Annotated in this window: 11 protein-coding genes; 9 read left to right on the plus strand and 2 right to left on the minus strand. The window is 64.4% G+C overall.

Going from position 1 to position 13,469, the window contains the following annotated elements:
• Positions 1–157 precede the first annotated feature (157 nt).
• The 8 genes from rnr (at position 158) to alr (ending at position 8,537) form a co-directional block, all read left to right on the plus strand.
• Positions 158–2,869, plus strand: a complete 2,712-nt coding sequence (gene rnr, locus A6723_RS01980; RefSeq protein WP_054906365.1) for a ribonuclease R — start codon at positions 158–160, stop codon at positions 2,867–2,869.
• Positions 2,866–3,618: a 23S rRNA (guanosine(2251)-2'-O)-methyltransferase RlmB gene (rlmB, locus tag A6723_RS01985; protein ID WP_054906366.1), complete on the plus strand. Its 753-nt coding sequence runs from the start codon at positions 2,866–2,868 to the stop codon at positions 3,616–3,618. The genes rnr and rlmB overlap by 4 nt, the downstream gene beginning before the upstream one ends.
• Positions 3,619–3,821: 203 nt before the next feature.
• Positions 3,822–4,238: a 30S ribosomal protein S6 gene (rpsF, locus tag A6723_RS01990; RefSeq protein ID WP_054906367.1), complete on the plus strand. Its 417-nt coding sequence runs from the start codon at positions 3,822–3,824 to the stop codon at positions 4,236–4,238.
• Between the two features lie 29 nt (positions 4,239–4,267).
• Complete coding sequence (gene rpsR / locus A6723_RS01995; protein WP_003095634.1) at positions 4,268–4,498, plus strand: 30S ribosomal protein S18; 231 nt, start codon at positions 4,268–4,270, stop codon at positions 4,496–4,498.
• Positions 4,499–4,532: 34 nt separating this feature from the next.
• Positions 4,533–5,402, plus strand: coding sequence for a hypothetical protein (locus tag A6723_RS02000; protein WP_037012089.1), 870 nt, complete (start codon positions 4,533–4,535; stop codon positions 5,400–5,402).
• A 21-nt stretch (positions 5,403–5,423) separates the two neighbouring features.
• Positions 5,424–5,870: a 50S ribosomal protein L9 gene (rplI, locus tag A6723_RS02005; protein WP_015479134.1), complete on the plus strand. Its 447-nt coding sequence runs from the start codon at positions 5,424–5,426 to the stop codon at positions 5,868–5,870.
• Between the two features lie 127 nt (positions 5,871–5,997).
• Complete coding sequence (dnaB, locus tag A6723_RS02010; protein ID WP_038803348.1) at positions 5,998–7,392, plus strand: replicative DNA helicase; 1,395 nt, start codon at positions 5,998–6,000, stop codon at positions 7,390–7,392.
• Positions 7,393–7,460: 68 nt separating this feature from the next.
• Positions 7,461–8,537: an alanine racemase gene (alr, locus tag A6723_RS02015; RefSeq protein ID WP_054906368.1), complete on the plus strand. Its 1,077-nt coding sequence runs from the start codon at positions 7,461–7,463 to the stop codon at positions 8,535–8,537.
• On the opposite strand, the gene A6723_RS02020 is transcribed toward alr, so the two are convergent.
• Positions 8,538–10,415 (minus strand): GGDEF domain-containing protein, encoded by a 1,878-nt coding sequence (locus A6723_RS02020; RefSeq protein ID WP_054906369.1) that lies wholly within the window; start codon positions 10,413–10,415, stop codon positions 8,538–8,540. It lies immediately after the preceding gene.
• Between the two features lie 209 nt (positions 10,416–10,624).
• Between A6723_RS02020 and A6723_RS02025 the strand changes: the two genes are divergently transcribed.
• Positions 10,625–12,874 carry a YgiQ family radical SAM protein gene (locus A6723_RS02025; protein WP_064979545.1) on the plus strand — a complete coding sequence of 750 codons (2,250 nt, stop codon included), beginning with the start codon at positions 10,625–10,627 and terminating at the stop codon, positions 12,872–12,874.
• Between the two features lie 36 nt (positions 12,875–12,910).
• Here the strand turns inward: A6723_RS02025 and A6723_RS02030 are convergent, their stop codons facing one another.
• On the minus strand, positions 12,911–13,321 hold the full coding sequence (locus A6723_RS02030; RefSeq protein WP_054906373.1) for a bacteriohemerythrin: 411 nt from the start codon (positions 13,319–13,321) through the stop codon (positions 12,911–12,913).
• Positions 13,322–13,469: the final 148 nt, after the last annotated feature.

Consider the following 13,469-nt stretch of genomic DNA (forward strand, 5'->3'; position numbering starts at 1 on the left):
ACGCTGTGGGCGCGAACTATACGGAGAGCGTTTTCGCTTGTAAACCCCTGATGCGATAAAAAATTTATTCCCGTCCAAAGCTGACCGACGAGCGGATTTCGCGCTTCAATAAGCAGATGGCGAACCATACCCCTATATATAAGGTGACCGCACTTTAATGGCCGATTGGCAAAACCTCGATCCCGAGGCCGCCCGCGAGGCGGAAAAATACGACAACCCTATCCCCAGCCGTGAACTCATCCTGGCGCACCTCGCCGAACGCGGCGCGCCCGCTACGCGGGCCCAATTGCTCGACGAGCTCGGCCTCTCCGGTGAGGAGCCGGAAGAAGCGCTGCGCCGCCGACTGCGCGCCATGGAGCGCGATGGCCAGCTCATCTATACCCGCCGTGGCGCCTACGCGCCGGTGGACAAGCTCGACCTGATCCTCGGCCGCATCGCCGGCCACCGCGACGGCTTCGGCTTCCTCATCCCCGATGACGGCAGCGACGACCTGTTCCTCAGCCCGACGCAGATGCGCCTGGTGTTCGACGGTGACCGCGCCTTGGCGCGCGTCTCCGGCTTCGACCGCCGCGGCCGCCGTGAGGGCGCCGTGGTGGAGGTGGTCGAGCGCGCCCACGAGACCATCGTCGGCCGTTATTTCGATGAAAGCGGCATCGGCACGGTCGTGGCCGACAACCCGAAGATCCAGCAGGAAGTGCTGATCCCGCCGGGCAAGGCCGGCAAGGCCAAGCACAACCAATTCGTCCAGGTGCGCATCGATGTCTGGCCGAGCGTGCACCGCCAGGCCCAGGGCGAAGTGGTGGAAGTGCTCGGCGACTACATGGCGCCGGGCATGGAAATCGAAGTCGCGCTGCGCAGCTACGACATTCCCCACACCTGGCCCGAGGCAGTGGAGAAGGAAGCCGCCAAACTCAAGCCCGAAGTGCTGGAGAAGGATAAGGAGAAGCGCGTCGACCTGCGCGCCCTGCCTTTCGTCACCATCGACGGCGAGGACGCCCGTGACTTCGACGACGCGGTCTACGCCGAGAAGCGCAAGGGTGGTGGCTGGAAGCTGTTCGTTGCCATCGCCGACGTCTCTCATTATGTGAAGGTCGGCTCGGCCCTGGATGAAGAAGCGGCCAAGCGCGGCAACTCGGTGTACTTCCCCGAGCGGGTGATCCCGATGCTGCCGGAGATTCTCTCCAACGGCCTGTGCTCCCTGAATCCGCTGGTCGATCGCCTGGCCATGGTCTGCGAGATGAATCTCTCCAAGGCCGGCAAGATGACCGGCTACCAGTTCTACGAGGCCGTCATCCATTCCCACGCGCGACTGACCTACACCAAGGTCAGCCAGTACCTGGAAACCCCCGACAGCCCCGAAGGCCAGCGCCTGAAGGAACAGCTGCCGGCGGTGGTGCCGCACCTCAATACTCTTTATGACCTGTACAAGGTATTGCTCGGCGCGCGCCACGTGCGCGGGGCGATCGATTTCGAGACCCAGGAAACCCGCATCGTCTTCGGCGCGGATCGGAAGATCTCGGAGATCCGCCCGACCCAGCGCAACGATGCGCACAAGCTGATCGAGGAGTGCATGCTGGCGGCCAACGTGGCTACTGCCAGGTTCCTCGAAAAGCATGGTATTCCCGCGCTGTACCGCGTCCACGACGGCCCGCCGCAGGAAAAGCTCAACAACCTGCGCCAGTTCCTCGGCGAGCTGGGGCTGACGCTGTATCGCGGCAAGGGCGATCCGACTCCTGCGGACTACCAGAAGCTGCTGGAGTCCATCCAGGGCCGGCCGGACCTGCAACTGATCCAGACCGTGATGCTGCGCTCCCTGAGCCAGGCGGTGTACAGCCCCGAGAATGCCGGCCACTTCGGCCTGAACTACGAGGCCTACACCCACTTCACCTCGCCGATCCGTCGCTACCCGGACCTGCTGACCCACCGCGCCATCCGCGGCCTGATCCGCTCCAAGGCGGCATCGGAACACGTACAGCGCGTTGGCGCCGCCAGCATGCCGAAGGCACGCATCTATCCGTACGACGAAGCGCGCCTGGCTCAGTTGGGCGAGCAGTGCTCGATGACCGAGCGCCGCGCCGACGAGGCGACCCGCGATGTCACCAACTGGTTGAAGTGCGAGTTCATGCGCGAGCGTGTGGGCGAGACCTTCCCCGGCGTGATCACCGCAGTGACCGGTTTCGGCATCTTCGTCGAGTTGAGCGACATCTATGTCGAAGGCCTGGTGCACGTCACCGCGCTGCCGGGCGACTACTACCACTTCGACGCTGTGCATCACCGCCTCGCGGGCGAGCGCACCGGCCGCAGCTTCCGCCTGGGTGATACCGTGGAAGTGGTCGTGGCGCGCGTCGACCTGGATGAGCGCAAGATCGACTTTGAGCTCTCCGACAACGTGCTCAGCGCGCCGATTGGTCGCAAGAAGCGTGGCGAGAAGGCCGAACCGGTTGCCAAGGGCAAAGTTGCCAAGGAGAAGCCGGTCAAGGCCCGTGGCCAGGTGGCGGATGATCCATTCTTCGCTCCCGACGTGGCCGTGGTGCCGTCGCACCCGCCGCGCAAGCGCAAGGTTGGCGTGGTCCAGGCGCTGCCGTCGGTGGCGCCGGAGATGCTCGCCAAGGCCGAGGAGATGCTCGGCAATACCGATGTGCGCAAGAGTCGCGAAGTGAAGAAAGCGCTGCTCGAAGAGGCCAAGGTCGGCGGTAACAAACCGGCGACCGGCAAGGGCAAGTCCGCGTCCGCCGCAGGCAAGCCGCGCAATCCGTCGAAGCAGAAGGCCCGGTCCGGCAAGTCAACCAAGCACCGCAAGGGGGCGTCGCAGCCTAAGGCGGGTGCATCGACCGGCGCTCCGGCAGGCAAGGGTAAGGCGAAGAAATGAGTCAGTGGGAAAAGGTCTACGGGGTCCATGCCGTAGAAGCGTTGCTGCGCCATCACCCGAAGCGGGTCAAGCAACTGTGGTTGGCTGAAGGTCGGCATGATCCGCGCGTCCAGGCGCTGGTCGACCTGGCCGGCCAGGTGCGCGTGCCGGTGGGCACGCGCGACCGCAAGGAGCTGGACGAGTGGGCCGAGGGCGTTCACCAGGGTGTGGTCGCCGAGGTCAGCCCGAGCCAGGTGTGGGGCGAAAACATGCTGGAGGAGCTGCTGGAGCGCTCCACCGGTCCCGCACTGCTGCTGGCACTGGACGGCGTGACCGACCCGCACAACCTCGGCGCCTGCCTGCGCACCGCCGATGCGGCGGGCGCGCTGGCGGTGATCGTGCCTAAGGACAAGTCTGCGACCCTCAACGCCACCGTGCGTAAAGTTGCCTGCGGCGCCGCCGAGGTGATCCCGCTGGTGGCGGTGACCAACCTCGCTCGTACGTTGGAAAAGCTCCAGCAGCGCGGGCTGTGGATCGTCGGCACTGCTGGCGAAGCGACGCAGATGCTCTACGAACTCGACCTCACCGGGCCGACCGTGCTGGTGATGGGTGCCGAGGGCAAAGGCATGCGCCGCCTGACCCGCGAGCACTGCGACTACCTGGCCAAGCTGCCGATGCAGGGCAGCGTGAGCAGCCTGAACGTCTCGGTGGCTACCGGTGTGTGCCTGTTCGAGATCGTCCGCCAGCGTCAGATCAAGGCTGGCGCCTGACGTCCCCACGCAAGGCGGCCCGTGCCGCCTTGCGCTGTTCAAAGTTTCACCAGTTTTCCTTGCGCCCCCCGGCACGCTTCTCTAGAATGTCGGCCCTTGCCGTCCGGGCAGGCGCTCGCGCGCCTTCTCTGGTAGCAAGGAAAAAATCATTCACTCCTTGTCTGACCGCTTTGTCGGCAGGCTGCAATCCGTAAGGAGCATTTATGCGTCATTACGAAATCGTGTTCCTGGTTCACCCGGACCAGAGCGAACAAGTCGGTGGCATGGTCGAGCGTTACACCAAGGCCATCGAAGAAGACGGCGGCAAAGTCCACCGTCTGGAAGACTGGGGCCGTCGTCAGCTGGCTTACGCCATCAACAACGTACACAAGGCTCACTACGTTCTGATGAACGTCGAGTGCACCGCCAAGGCCCTGGCCGAGCTGGAAGACAACTTCCGCTACAACGACGCCGTGATCCGTAACATGGTCATCCGTCGCGACGAAGCCGTTACCGGCCAGTCCGAAATGCTGAAGGCCGAAGAGAGCCGCAACGAGCGCCGCGAGCGCCGCGAGCGTCCCGAATCGAACGAGGGCGAGTCCGCTGACGGCGAAGATAGCCGCGACAGCGCTGACGAGTAATCCCGGACCAGTATTGAGGAGCCACACACATGGCACGTTTCTTCCGTCGTCGTAAGTTCTGCCGTTTCACCGCTGAAGGCGTGAAAGAGATCGATTACAAAGATCTGAACACCCTGAAAGCCTACGTTTCCGAAACCGGCAAGATCGTTCCGAGCCGTATCACCGGCACCAAAGCCAAGTACCAGCGTCAGCTGGCGACCGCTATCAAGCGCGCCCGTTACCTGGCCCTGCTTCCCTACACCGACAGCCACGGCCGTTGATCGGGCAGTCGACTGGAATTGATGGATAGATCGCATGCGCGCATTGGCTGAATTTGTCATGCGAGGCCGCATGCAGGCGACCCTGGTGGTCGTCGCAGCCGCGGTACTGCAGCCTTTGTTCTGGCTCGGTGCCGCAGCGGGCAGTCTGGTGCTGTTGCGCCGTGGCGCCGGCGATGCCTTTGGCATCCTGGTGTGGGCGCTGCTTCCGGCACTGGCCTGGTGGTACCTGGGTGACCCCAGCGTGAGTCTGGTTCTGGTGGGTAGTGCCGTGCTGGCGCAGGTTCTGCGCAGCAAGGTGTCCTGGAACCAGGTGATGCTGGCGAGCGTTGTGCTCGGTGCGGTGTTCGTGCTGCTGCTCAGCACGGTGTCGGCCGGGTTGGTCGCGGGTCTTGCCGATGCATTTGGCAAGGCACTGCCGCAGGTTCTGGCCGAAGCCAAGCTTTCGCCGGAACAGATGGCCGCCTTGCAGGCGGAGATGGTTCCGACCATCACCGGCCTGATGGCAGCCTCGCTGCAGACGATCAGCCTGTTGTGCCTGATGCTGGCGCGTTATTGGCAAGCAGTACTGTTCAACCCGGAAGGGTTTGGCCGCGAGTTCCGCGCACTGCGCCTGTCGCCGGGCACGGCTGTAGCGCTGCTGGTCGGCGTTGTGGCACTGCCCTTCGCAGGGCCCGCGGCAACCATGCTGGCGCCGCTTTGCATGATCCCGTTGCTGTTCGCCGGGATCGCACTGGGGCACGGCCTGGCCGCGCTGAAGAAGCTTCCGGGCTTCTGGCTGGCACCGCTGTACCTGCTGGTATTCGTACTGGGCAATGTGATCTGTCTTGTCGCCGTAGTCGACAGTCTGTTTGATTTTCGCGGTCGCCTGGCCAAACGCCAGAAAGCTGCGAACGGTGAAGGTTAAAAGTTAAGAGGTAAGACTCAAATGGAAGTCATCCTGCTGGAAAAGATCGCCAAACTGGGCAACCTGGGCGACAAGCTGAACGTAAAGGGCGGTTACGCTCGTAACTACCTGCTGCCGCAGGGCAAAGCCACCGCTGCCACCGCTGCTAACGTCGCTGCTTTCGAAGAGCGCCGCGCAGAGCTGGAAAAAGCCGCTGCTGAGAAAAAAGCCGCTGCCGAAGCTCGTGCTGCCCAGCTGGCCGAACTGATCGTGACCATCGGCGCCCATGCTGGCGACGAAGGCAAACTGTTCGGTTCGATCGGCACCCGCGACATCGCCGACGCCGTTTCGGCTGCCGGCTACCCGCTGGAAAAGAGCGAAGTTCGCCTGCCCGACGGCGCCCTGCGCGCTGTAGGCGAATACAACATCGAAGTGCAACTGCACATGGATGTTGATGCAACCCTGCACGTGGTTGTAGTCGCCGAGTAAGCGATCCGTCGCTAGGACGCTTCCCACGGCTTGCCTGTGTGAAGCTGTCCGCTAACAATGGGCACGGTTCCGATCTTCGGTCCGTGCCCTTTGTTTTTTCCGCCGTTTCATTCAACACGAAGAGCCCATGAACGACATCACCGTCCCCGAGCAATACGACCTGCAGACCGCTTCCCTCAAGGTGCCGCCGCACTCGATCGAAGCCGAACAGGCAGTGCTGGGTGGCCTGATGCTCGACAACAACGCCTGGGAGCGCGTCTCCGACGCCGTGTCCGATGGTGACTTCTACCGCCATGACCATCGCCTGATCTTTCGCGCTGTCTACAAGCTCGCCGAAGCCAACCAGCCGATCGACGTGGTGACGCTCTCCGAGCAGCTCGAACGCGAAGGGCAATTGCCCCAGGTGGGTGGCCTTGCTTACCTCGCCGAGCTGGCGAAGAACACGCCTTCGGTGGCGAACATCAAGGCATACGCGGGCATCATCCGCGAGCGCGCCACCTTGCGGCAGCTGATCGGCATCAGCAGCGATATCGCCGACAGCGCCTTCAACCCCGAAGGACGCAGCGCCAACGAAGTGCTCGACGAAGCCGAGCGCAAGATTTTCGAGATCGCCGAAGCGCGGCCCAAGACCGGTGGCCCGGTGGGCATCGGCGATATCCTGGTCAAGACCATCGATCGCATCGACCACCTGTTCAACACCTCGGACGCGCTGACCGGCATCACCACCGGCTTCACCGATCTCGACGAGAAGACCAGCGGCCTGCAGCCGTCCGATCTGATCATCGTGGCCGGCCGACCCTCCATGGGCAAGACCACCTTCGCCATGAACCTGGTGGAGAACGCCCTGATGCGCAGCGACAAGGCGATCCTGGTGTACTCGCTGGAGATGCCCTCCGACTCCATCGTGATGCGTATGCTCGCCTCGCTCGGGCGCATCGACCAGACCAAGGTGCGTACCGGCAAGCTGGACGACGAGGATTGGCCGCGACTGACCTCGGCGGTGAACCTGCTCAGCGACCGCAAGCTGTTCATCGACGACACCGCCGGCATCTCGCCCTCGGAAATGCGCGCGCGGACCCGTCGCCTGGCGCGCGAGCACGGCGAGATCGGCATGATCATGGTGGACTACCTGCAGCTCATGCAGATCCCCGGTTCCGCCGGCGACAACCGGACCAACGAGATTTCCGAGATTTCCCGCTCGCTCAAGGCGCTGGCGAAGGAATTCAACTGCCCGGTGGTGGCGCTCTCCCAGCTCAACCGCTCGCTGGAACAGCGCCCCAACAAGCGCCCGGTGAACTCCGACTTGCGCGAATCCGGAGCGATCGAGCAGGACGCCGACGTGATCATGTTCGTCTACCGCGACGAGGTGTATCACCCGGAGACCGAGTTCAAGGGCGTCGCCGAGATCATCCTCGGCAAGCAGCGGAACGGCCCCATCGGCACGGTGCGCGTGGCCTTCCTCGGTCGCTACAGCCGCTTCGAGAACCTCGCGCCCGGCATGTACAACTTCGAAGACGAGTAACGATGCCGCATTCCGCGTGACCGACGGGCGCCTTAAGATAGGCGCCCGTTTTCATTTCAGAGGCCGCCATGCGCCCGCTCGTCGCCCACGTCGATCTTGCCGCCATTCGCCACAACTACGCCGTTGCCAAGCGCTGCGCGCCTGGGCGCGAGGCTTTCGCAGTGGTCAAAGCGAACGCCTATGGGCACGGCGCTCGGGAGGTGGTGAGCTGCCTGCACGACGAGGCTGACGGCTTCGCGGTGGCTTGCCTGGAGGAGGCCGCCGAGGTACGCGCTCTGCACGCCGGCGCCCGCATCCTGCTGCTGGAGGGCTGTTTCGAGCCGGCGGAATATCTGATCGCTGCCCAGCTGCGCCTGGATGTGGCGGTGCAAGGCCCTGAGCAGGCCCAGGCGCTGCTCGCCGCGCAACTGCCCAGCGCGCTGAATGTGTGGATGAAGCTGGATACCGGCATGCACCGCCTGGGCTTCTCGCCCGAGGCGCTACGCGACTGGCATTCGCGCCTGCGCCAGGCTCCGCAGGTGGCGGAGCTGAACCTGATGAGCCACTTCGCCAACGCCGACTTGCGCGGCGACGAGCTGACCGAAGACCAGGTGGCCTGTTTCCTCAGTGTGCTGGACCTGGATTTCGACCTGCGCTCGCTGGCCAACTCTGCCGCCGTGCTGACCATTCCTGCCGCACACATGGACTGGGTTCGCCCCGGCATCATGCTCTATGGCGCCACGCCCTTCGCCGACATCGGCGCCGCTGAACTGGGCCTGCGCCCGGCCATGAGCCTGGAGGCGCGACTGATCGCCGTACGCGAGGTGGCGGTGGGTGAGAGCGTTGGTTACGGCGCGACCTGGGTGGCCGAGCGGCCGTCGCGTATCGGCACGGTGAGTTGCGGCTACGCCGATGGATACCCGCGCCACGCGCCGAGCGGTACGCCGGTGCTGGTGGATGGGCGGCGCGCGTCGCTGGCCGGGCGTGTATCCATGGATATGCTTGCAGTGGACCTGACCGATCTGCCCGGCACCGCCGTGGGTGATCGCGTCGAGCTGTGGGGCGCCAACCTGCCGGTGGACGAGGTGGCCGCCCATGCCGGGACCATCGGCTATGAGCTGCTGACCAAGGTCACCGCCCGCGTGCCACGCCGTTACCGCAGCTGATCAGGCGCGGTCTTCGCTTTCCAGCCATTCGTTTTCCAGCCAGAGATCGCTGGTCTCGCCGGCGGCCTCGCTGGCCATGGCGTAGGCCGCCCGACCATTGCCCTTCACCTCGTAGAGCGCCTGGTCGGCGGCCTTGTAGAGCTTGCTGAACTGCATGGCGTGGCTGGGGTAGATGGCCACGCCGATGCTCGGCGTGACGCGCAGCTCCAGGCTGTCGAACTTCACCGGTCGCGACAGTTCATTGAGGATGCGGCAGGCGATCTCCTTGGCGTGGCTCTCGGCATCGGGCCCGGAAATCAATGCTGCGAATTCGTCTCCGCCCAGGCGCGACACGCAATCACTGCCGCGCACGCACTGGCGCAGGCGGTTGCCGACGTTCTGCAGCATGAAGTCGCCCGCGTCATGCCCGTGGCTGTCGTTGATCGGCTTGAAGTGGTCGAGGTCGATCAGCATCAGCGCCAGGGTCTCGCCGTTCTGCTGGGCATGGGCCAGGGCGTGCTCGGCATGTTCCACCAGGTAGCGACGGTTCGGCAGGCCGGTCAGCGGGTCGTAGTGTGCGGCGTGTTGCAGCTGTACTTCGCGCTCGCGCAGCAGCTGGTTGCTCTGGGTGAGTTCGGCGGTGCGCTCGGCCACGGCTGTGGCCAGGTCTTGCTGGGCGCTCTGCATGAGGGTCAGGCGCGCGCTCTTTTCCCGATCCGCCTGCTCCAGTGCCTGCGCGCGCTCGCGCTTGAGGCCCTGGATTCGCGAGGTGAGGGCGAAGGAGAACAGTACCGACTCCATCGCTACGGCGATGGGGAAGATGTACGAGGTCAATGGCGAGGGCTGCACCACGCCGGTGGCGCGCATCACCGAGATGCTCACGCTGGTCAGTACCAGGCCGAAGCCGAGCAGGTAGAGGAAGGCCGGGAATGAACCCTGGCGCCAGCGCACCACGGCACCGCCCAGCGCCGCCGGCACGCCGATCAGGGTGATCGCCACCAGCATCCAGCCGGCCACGCCGCGCAACTGCAGTGCGCCGAGGACGATGGTCAGCACGTACAGCGCGCAGTTCAGGTTCAGCAGCCAGTGCGACCAGCGCACGTAGCGGCGGGTCTGCAGCAGGGTGATGGTGAAGCGGTGTACGCAAAGGCCCCAGAGCGAGGGCAGGGTGATGCGGTCGAGCCACCAGGGCACCGGGTGATCGGGCCAGAAGTACTCGAAACCGTGGCCGCTCATGCCCAGGCTGAACAGCAGGGCGCTGGCGGTCGTCAGCACGTACCAGAAGTACGCCGGGTCGCGCAGGGTCAGCAGGATGAACAGGTTGTACAGCAGCAGGGCGGCGATCAGGCCGTAGATGAAACCCAGGAACAGGCTGGTATCGGCGCGATGATCCTGCAGATCATCCAGCGACCAGATGCGCAGTGGGAACGAATTGCCGGCCGGGTCGTAGACGCGGGCATAGATGCGCACCGGGCCGGTGCCTTCGGGCAGGTGGAAGAGCGGTCGGCGGTAGTCGCGGTCACGGCCCTGGGCGAAAGGCACGGCCTCGCCGGACAGCGTTTCCCGGTAGATGCCCCGCTCGTCGGGTATGTAGAGGCGCAGGTCCTTCAGGTTGACGGCATCGACTTCCAGCCACCAGCCGCCCAGCGGCGCGGTACGGCGGTCCAGGTCCAGGCGCAGCCACCAGCCGTCAGGACTCTGGCCTACGCTGGTGCGGCCGTTGGCCGGAACGAAGTCGCGGCTGGCCTGCACGGCTGCCAGCGATAGCGGGCCGTCGCGCTCCTGCAGCAATTCGAGGTGATCATTGAGCCAGGCGCCGCTGGCCTTGTCGTCGAGTTCGAAGGCTAGCGCCGTGTGGCAGAACAGCAGGGTAAGCAACAGTACGATGGCACGACGCACGACAGGCACTCCCTGGCCTGGGCGGGTTGGCCAGGCGTACTGCGGATAGTGGCTGAAGTATAGCCAGATGATGGCATTGGCAATCTACCGTCGGAAGGTTAAATCCCCCGTAAATCTGAGTTCGCTGGTCGGATTTGTACACTTTTTGTGCTATATTCCGCGCCCGCGTTTTTCCGCGATCCCTACTAGAGATACCCACGGTGCCCGTGATGCAAGCCGCCAAGCCGCTGTTCGACTATCCCAAGTTCTGGGCCGAGTGTTTCGGCCCGGCGCCGTTCCTGCCCATGAGCAAGGAAGAGATGGATCAGCTGGGCTGGGATTCCTGCGACATCATCATCGTCACCGGGGACGCCTACGTCGACCATCCGTCGTTCGGCATGGCCATCATCGGCCGCCTGCTGGAGGCCCAGGGCTTCCGCGTGGGCATCATCGCCCAGCCGGACTGGCGTTCGAAGGACGACTTCATGAAGCTCGGCCAGCCGAACCTGTTCTTCGGCGTGGCGGCGGGCAACATGGACTCGATGATCAACCGCTACACCGCGGACAAGAAAATCCGCAGCGATGACGCCTACACCCCGGGTGGCCTGGCCGGTCGTCGCCCGGATCGCGCCAGCCTGGTCTACAGCCAGCGCTGCAAGGAAGCCTTCAGCGATACCCCGGTCATCCTCGGCGGCATCGAGGCTTCGCTGCGCCGCATCGCGCACTACGACTACTGGCAGGACAAGGTGCGCCGCTCCATCCTGATGGACGCCACCGCCGATATCCTCCTGTACGGCAACGCCGAGCGCGCCGTGGTGGAGATCGCCCAGCGCATGGCTGCCGGCGAGCGGGTCGAGCAGATCACCGACGTGCGCGGTACCGCCTTCGTGCGCCGCGACACTCCCGAAGGCTGGTTCGAGGTGGACTCCACCCGCATCGACCGTCCGGGCAAGGTCGATAAGATCATCAACCCCTACGTAAACACCCAGGACACCGCCGCCTGCGCCATCGAGCAGGAGAAGGGCGAGCAGGAAGATCCGAACGAAGCCAAGGTCGTGCAGCTGCTGGCGCACCCGCGCCTGGAGCGCGAGCGTACGGTGATCCGCCTGCCGTCGTTCGAGAAGGTGCGCAGCGACGCGGTGCTCTACGCCCACGCCAACCGCGTGCTGCACCTGGAGACCAATCCGGGCAACGCCCGCGCCCTGGTGCAGAAGCACGGCGAGGTGGACGTGTGGTTCAACCCGCCGCCCATCCCGATGAGCACCGAGGAAATGGACTACGTGTTCGGCATGCCCTATGCGCGCGTGCCGCACCCGCTGTATGGCAAGGAAAAGATCCCGGCCTACGAGATGATCCGATTCTCGGTGAACATCATGCGTGGCTGCTTTGGTGGCTGCACCTTCTGCTCGATCACCGAGCACGAAGGGCGGATCATCCAGAACCGCTCCCACGAGTCGATCCTTGCCGAGATCGAGGCGATGCGGAAGGTGCCGGGCTTCACCGGCGTGGTCTCCGACCTCGGCGGCCCGACCGCCAACATGTACCGCATCGCCTGCAAGGACCCGGAAATCGAGCGTCACTGCCGCAAGCCGTCCTGCGTGTGGCCGGGCATCTGCGAGAACCTCAACACCGACCACTCCTCGCTCATCGAGTTGTACCGCAAGGCCCGCGCCCTGCCGGGCGTGAAGAAGATCCTGATCGCCTCCGGCCTGCGCTACGACCTGGCCGTGGAGTCGCCCGAGTACGTCAAGGAACTGGTGACGCACCACGTTGGCGGCTACCTGAAGATCGCCCCGGAGCACACCGAGGAAGGCCCGCTGTCGAAGATGATGAAGCCGGGCATTGGCACCTACGACGCCTTCAAGCGCATGTTCGAGAAGTTCTCCAAGGAGGCGGGCAAGGAGCAGTACCTGATCCCGTACTTCATCGCGGCGCATCCGGGTACCACCGACGAGGACATGATGAACCTCGCCCTGTGGCTCAAGCGCAATGGCTTCCGCGCGGACCAGGTGCAGGCGTTCTATCCCTCGCCCATGGCCAGCGCGACCGCCATGTACCACTCGGGCAAGAACCCGCTGCGCAAGGTGACCTACAAGAGCGACGGCGTGACCATCGTCAAGAGCGACCAGCAGCGCCGCCTGCACAAGGCCTTCCTGCGCTACCACGACCCGAAGGGCTGGCCGATGCTGCGCGAGGCGCTGGAGCGCATGGGCCGCGCCGACCTGATCGGCAACGGCAAGCATCACCTGATCCCGACCTACCAGCCGCAGACCGACGAGTACCAGAGCGCGCGCCGCAAGAATTCCACCCCCGCCGGCAGCAAGAAGACCGGCAAGCCGCTGCTGACCCAGCACACTGGCCTGCCGCCGCGCGCCAGCAACGGCTCCAAGCCGTGGAACAAGGCCGAGGAAGGCAAGGCCAGCGGCTACGCCAAGGGCAAGAAGCGCACCACCAAGCGACAGCCCAATATTCCGCGCTGACCCCTGGTTTGCTGCAATCGAGAAAAGGCGTGCCCGTTAAGCGGTCACGCCTTTTTGCTTGAAGAAGCCCACGTAAGCCTTGTCCACCTTCAGGATATGGTGGATCAGCCAGGACTTGAGAAGCTCCAGGGCCTCGACCGAGACGACCTCGCCATCCTCGTGGCGGTACAGCAGGTCGATGATCTGCCGATTGAAACGATCATGCTCGGCCCGGTGCGCTTCCTCCTCGGGGTAGCCCAGGCGCTGGAACAGCACTTCCTCGACGATGAAGTGATTCATCGTGTACTCCACCAGTTGCTCCAGCAACTCGCCGATGGGCTGGCCCTCGTCCTCCGGGCCGTTCAGGCTGTCGTACAGCGCATTGGTGAGGTCGACCAGCCAGCGGTGCTGTTCATCGATCCGCTCGATTCCGATCACGAACTCGTCGTTCCAGGGCATGAAGCTCATCCGTGCACTCCTTGGGTTGGAAGCGCAGATCATCCCGATCCGCCACCGCTAAACCCTGACGTCAATCAATCAAAGTGCGATGTGTCTGAAGGGCTGGCGTGGCGCGGGATGTAGGAGTATTCTCGGACTTATTTGGTACGATAGTTCC

It is taken from the genome of Pseudomonas sp. AU11447 (genome assembly GCF_001672555.2).
GTDB classification, from domain to species: domain Bacteria; phylum Pseudomonadota; class Gammaproteobacteria; order Pseudomonadales; family Pseudomonadaceae; genus Pseudomonas; species Pseudomonas nitroreducens.

What these genes read in the sequence shown, in the direction of transcription:
- rnr (WP_054906365.1), top strand. Translation starts at nt 158, where the DNA reads ATGGCCGATTGGCAAAACCTCGATCCCGAGGCCGCCCGCGAGGCGGAA.
- rlmB (WP_054906366.1), top strand. Translation starts at nt 2,866, where the DNA reads ATGAGTCAGTGGGAAAAGGTCTACGGGGTCCATGCCGTAGAAGCGTTG.
- rpsF (WP_054906367.1), top strand. Translation starts at nt 3,822, where the DNA reads ATGCGTCATTACGAAATCGTGTTCCTGGTTCACCCGGACCAGAGCGAA.
- rpsR (WP_003095634.1), top strand. Translation starts at nt 4,268, where the DNA reads ATGGCACGTTTCTTCCGTCGTCGTAAGTTCTGCCGTTTCACCGCTGAA.
- A6723_RS02000 (WP_037012089.1), top strand. Translation starts at nt 4,533, where the DNA reads ATGCGCGCATTGGCTGAATTTGTCATGCGAGGCCGCATGCAGGCGACC.
- rplI (WP_015479134.1), top strand. Translation starts at nt 5,424, where the DNA reads ATGGAAGTCATCCTGCTGGAAAAGATCGCCAAACTGGGCAACCTGGGC.
- dnaB (WP_038803348.1), top strand. Translation starts at nt 5,998, where the DNA reads ATGAACGACATCACCGTCCCCGAGCAATACGACCTGCAGACCGCTTCC.
- alr (WP_054906368.1), top strand. Translation starts at nt 7,461, where the DNA reads ATGCGCCCGCTCGTCGCCCACGTCGATCTTGCCGCCATTCGCCACAAC.
- A6723_RS02025 (WP_064979545.1), top strand. Translation starts at nt 10,625, where the DNA reads ATGCAAGCCGCCAAGCCGCTGTTCGACTATCCCAAGTTCTGGGCCGAG.
- A6723_RS02030 (WP_054906373.1), bottom strand. Translation starts at nt 13,321, where the DNA reads ATGAGCTTCATGCCCTGGAACGACGAGTTCGTGATCGGAATCGAGCGG.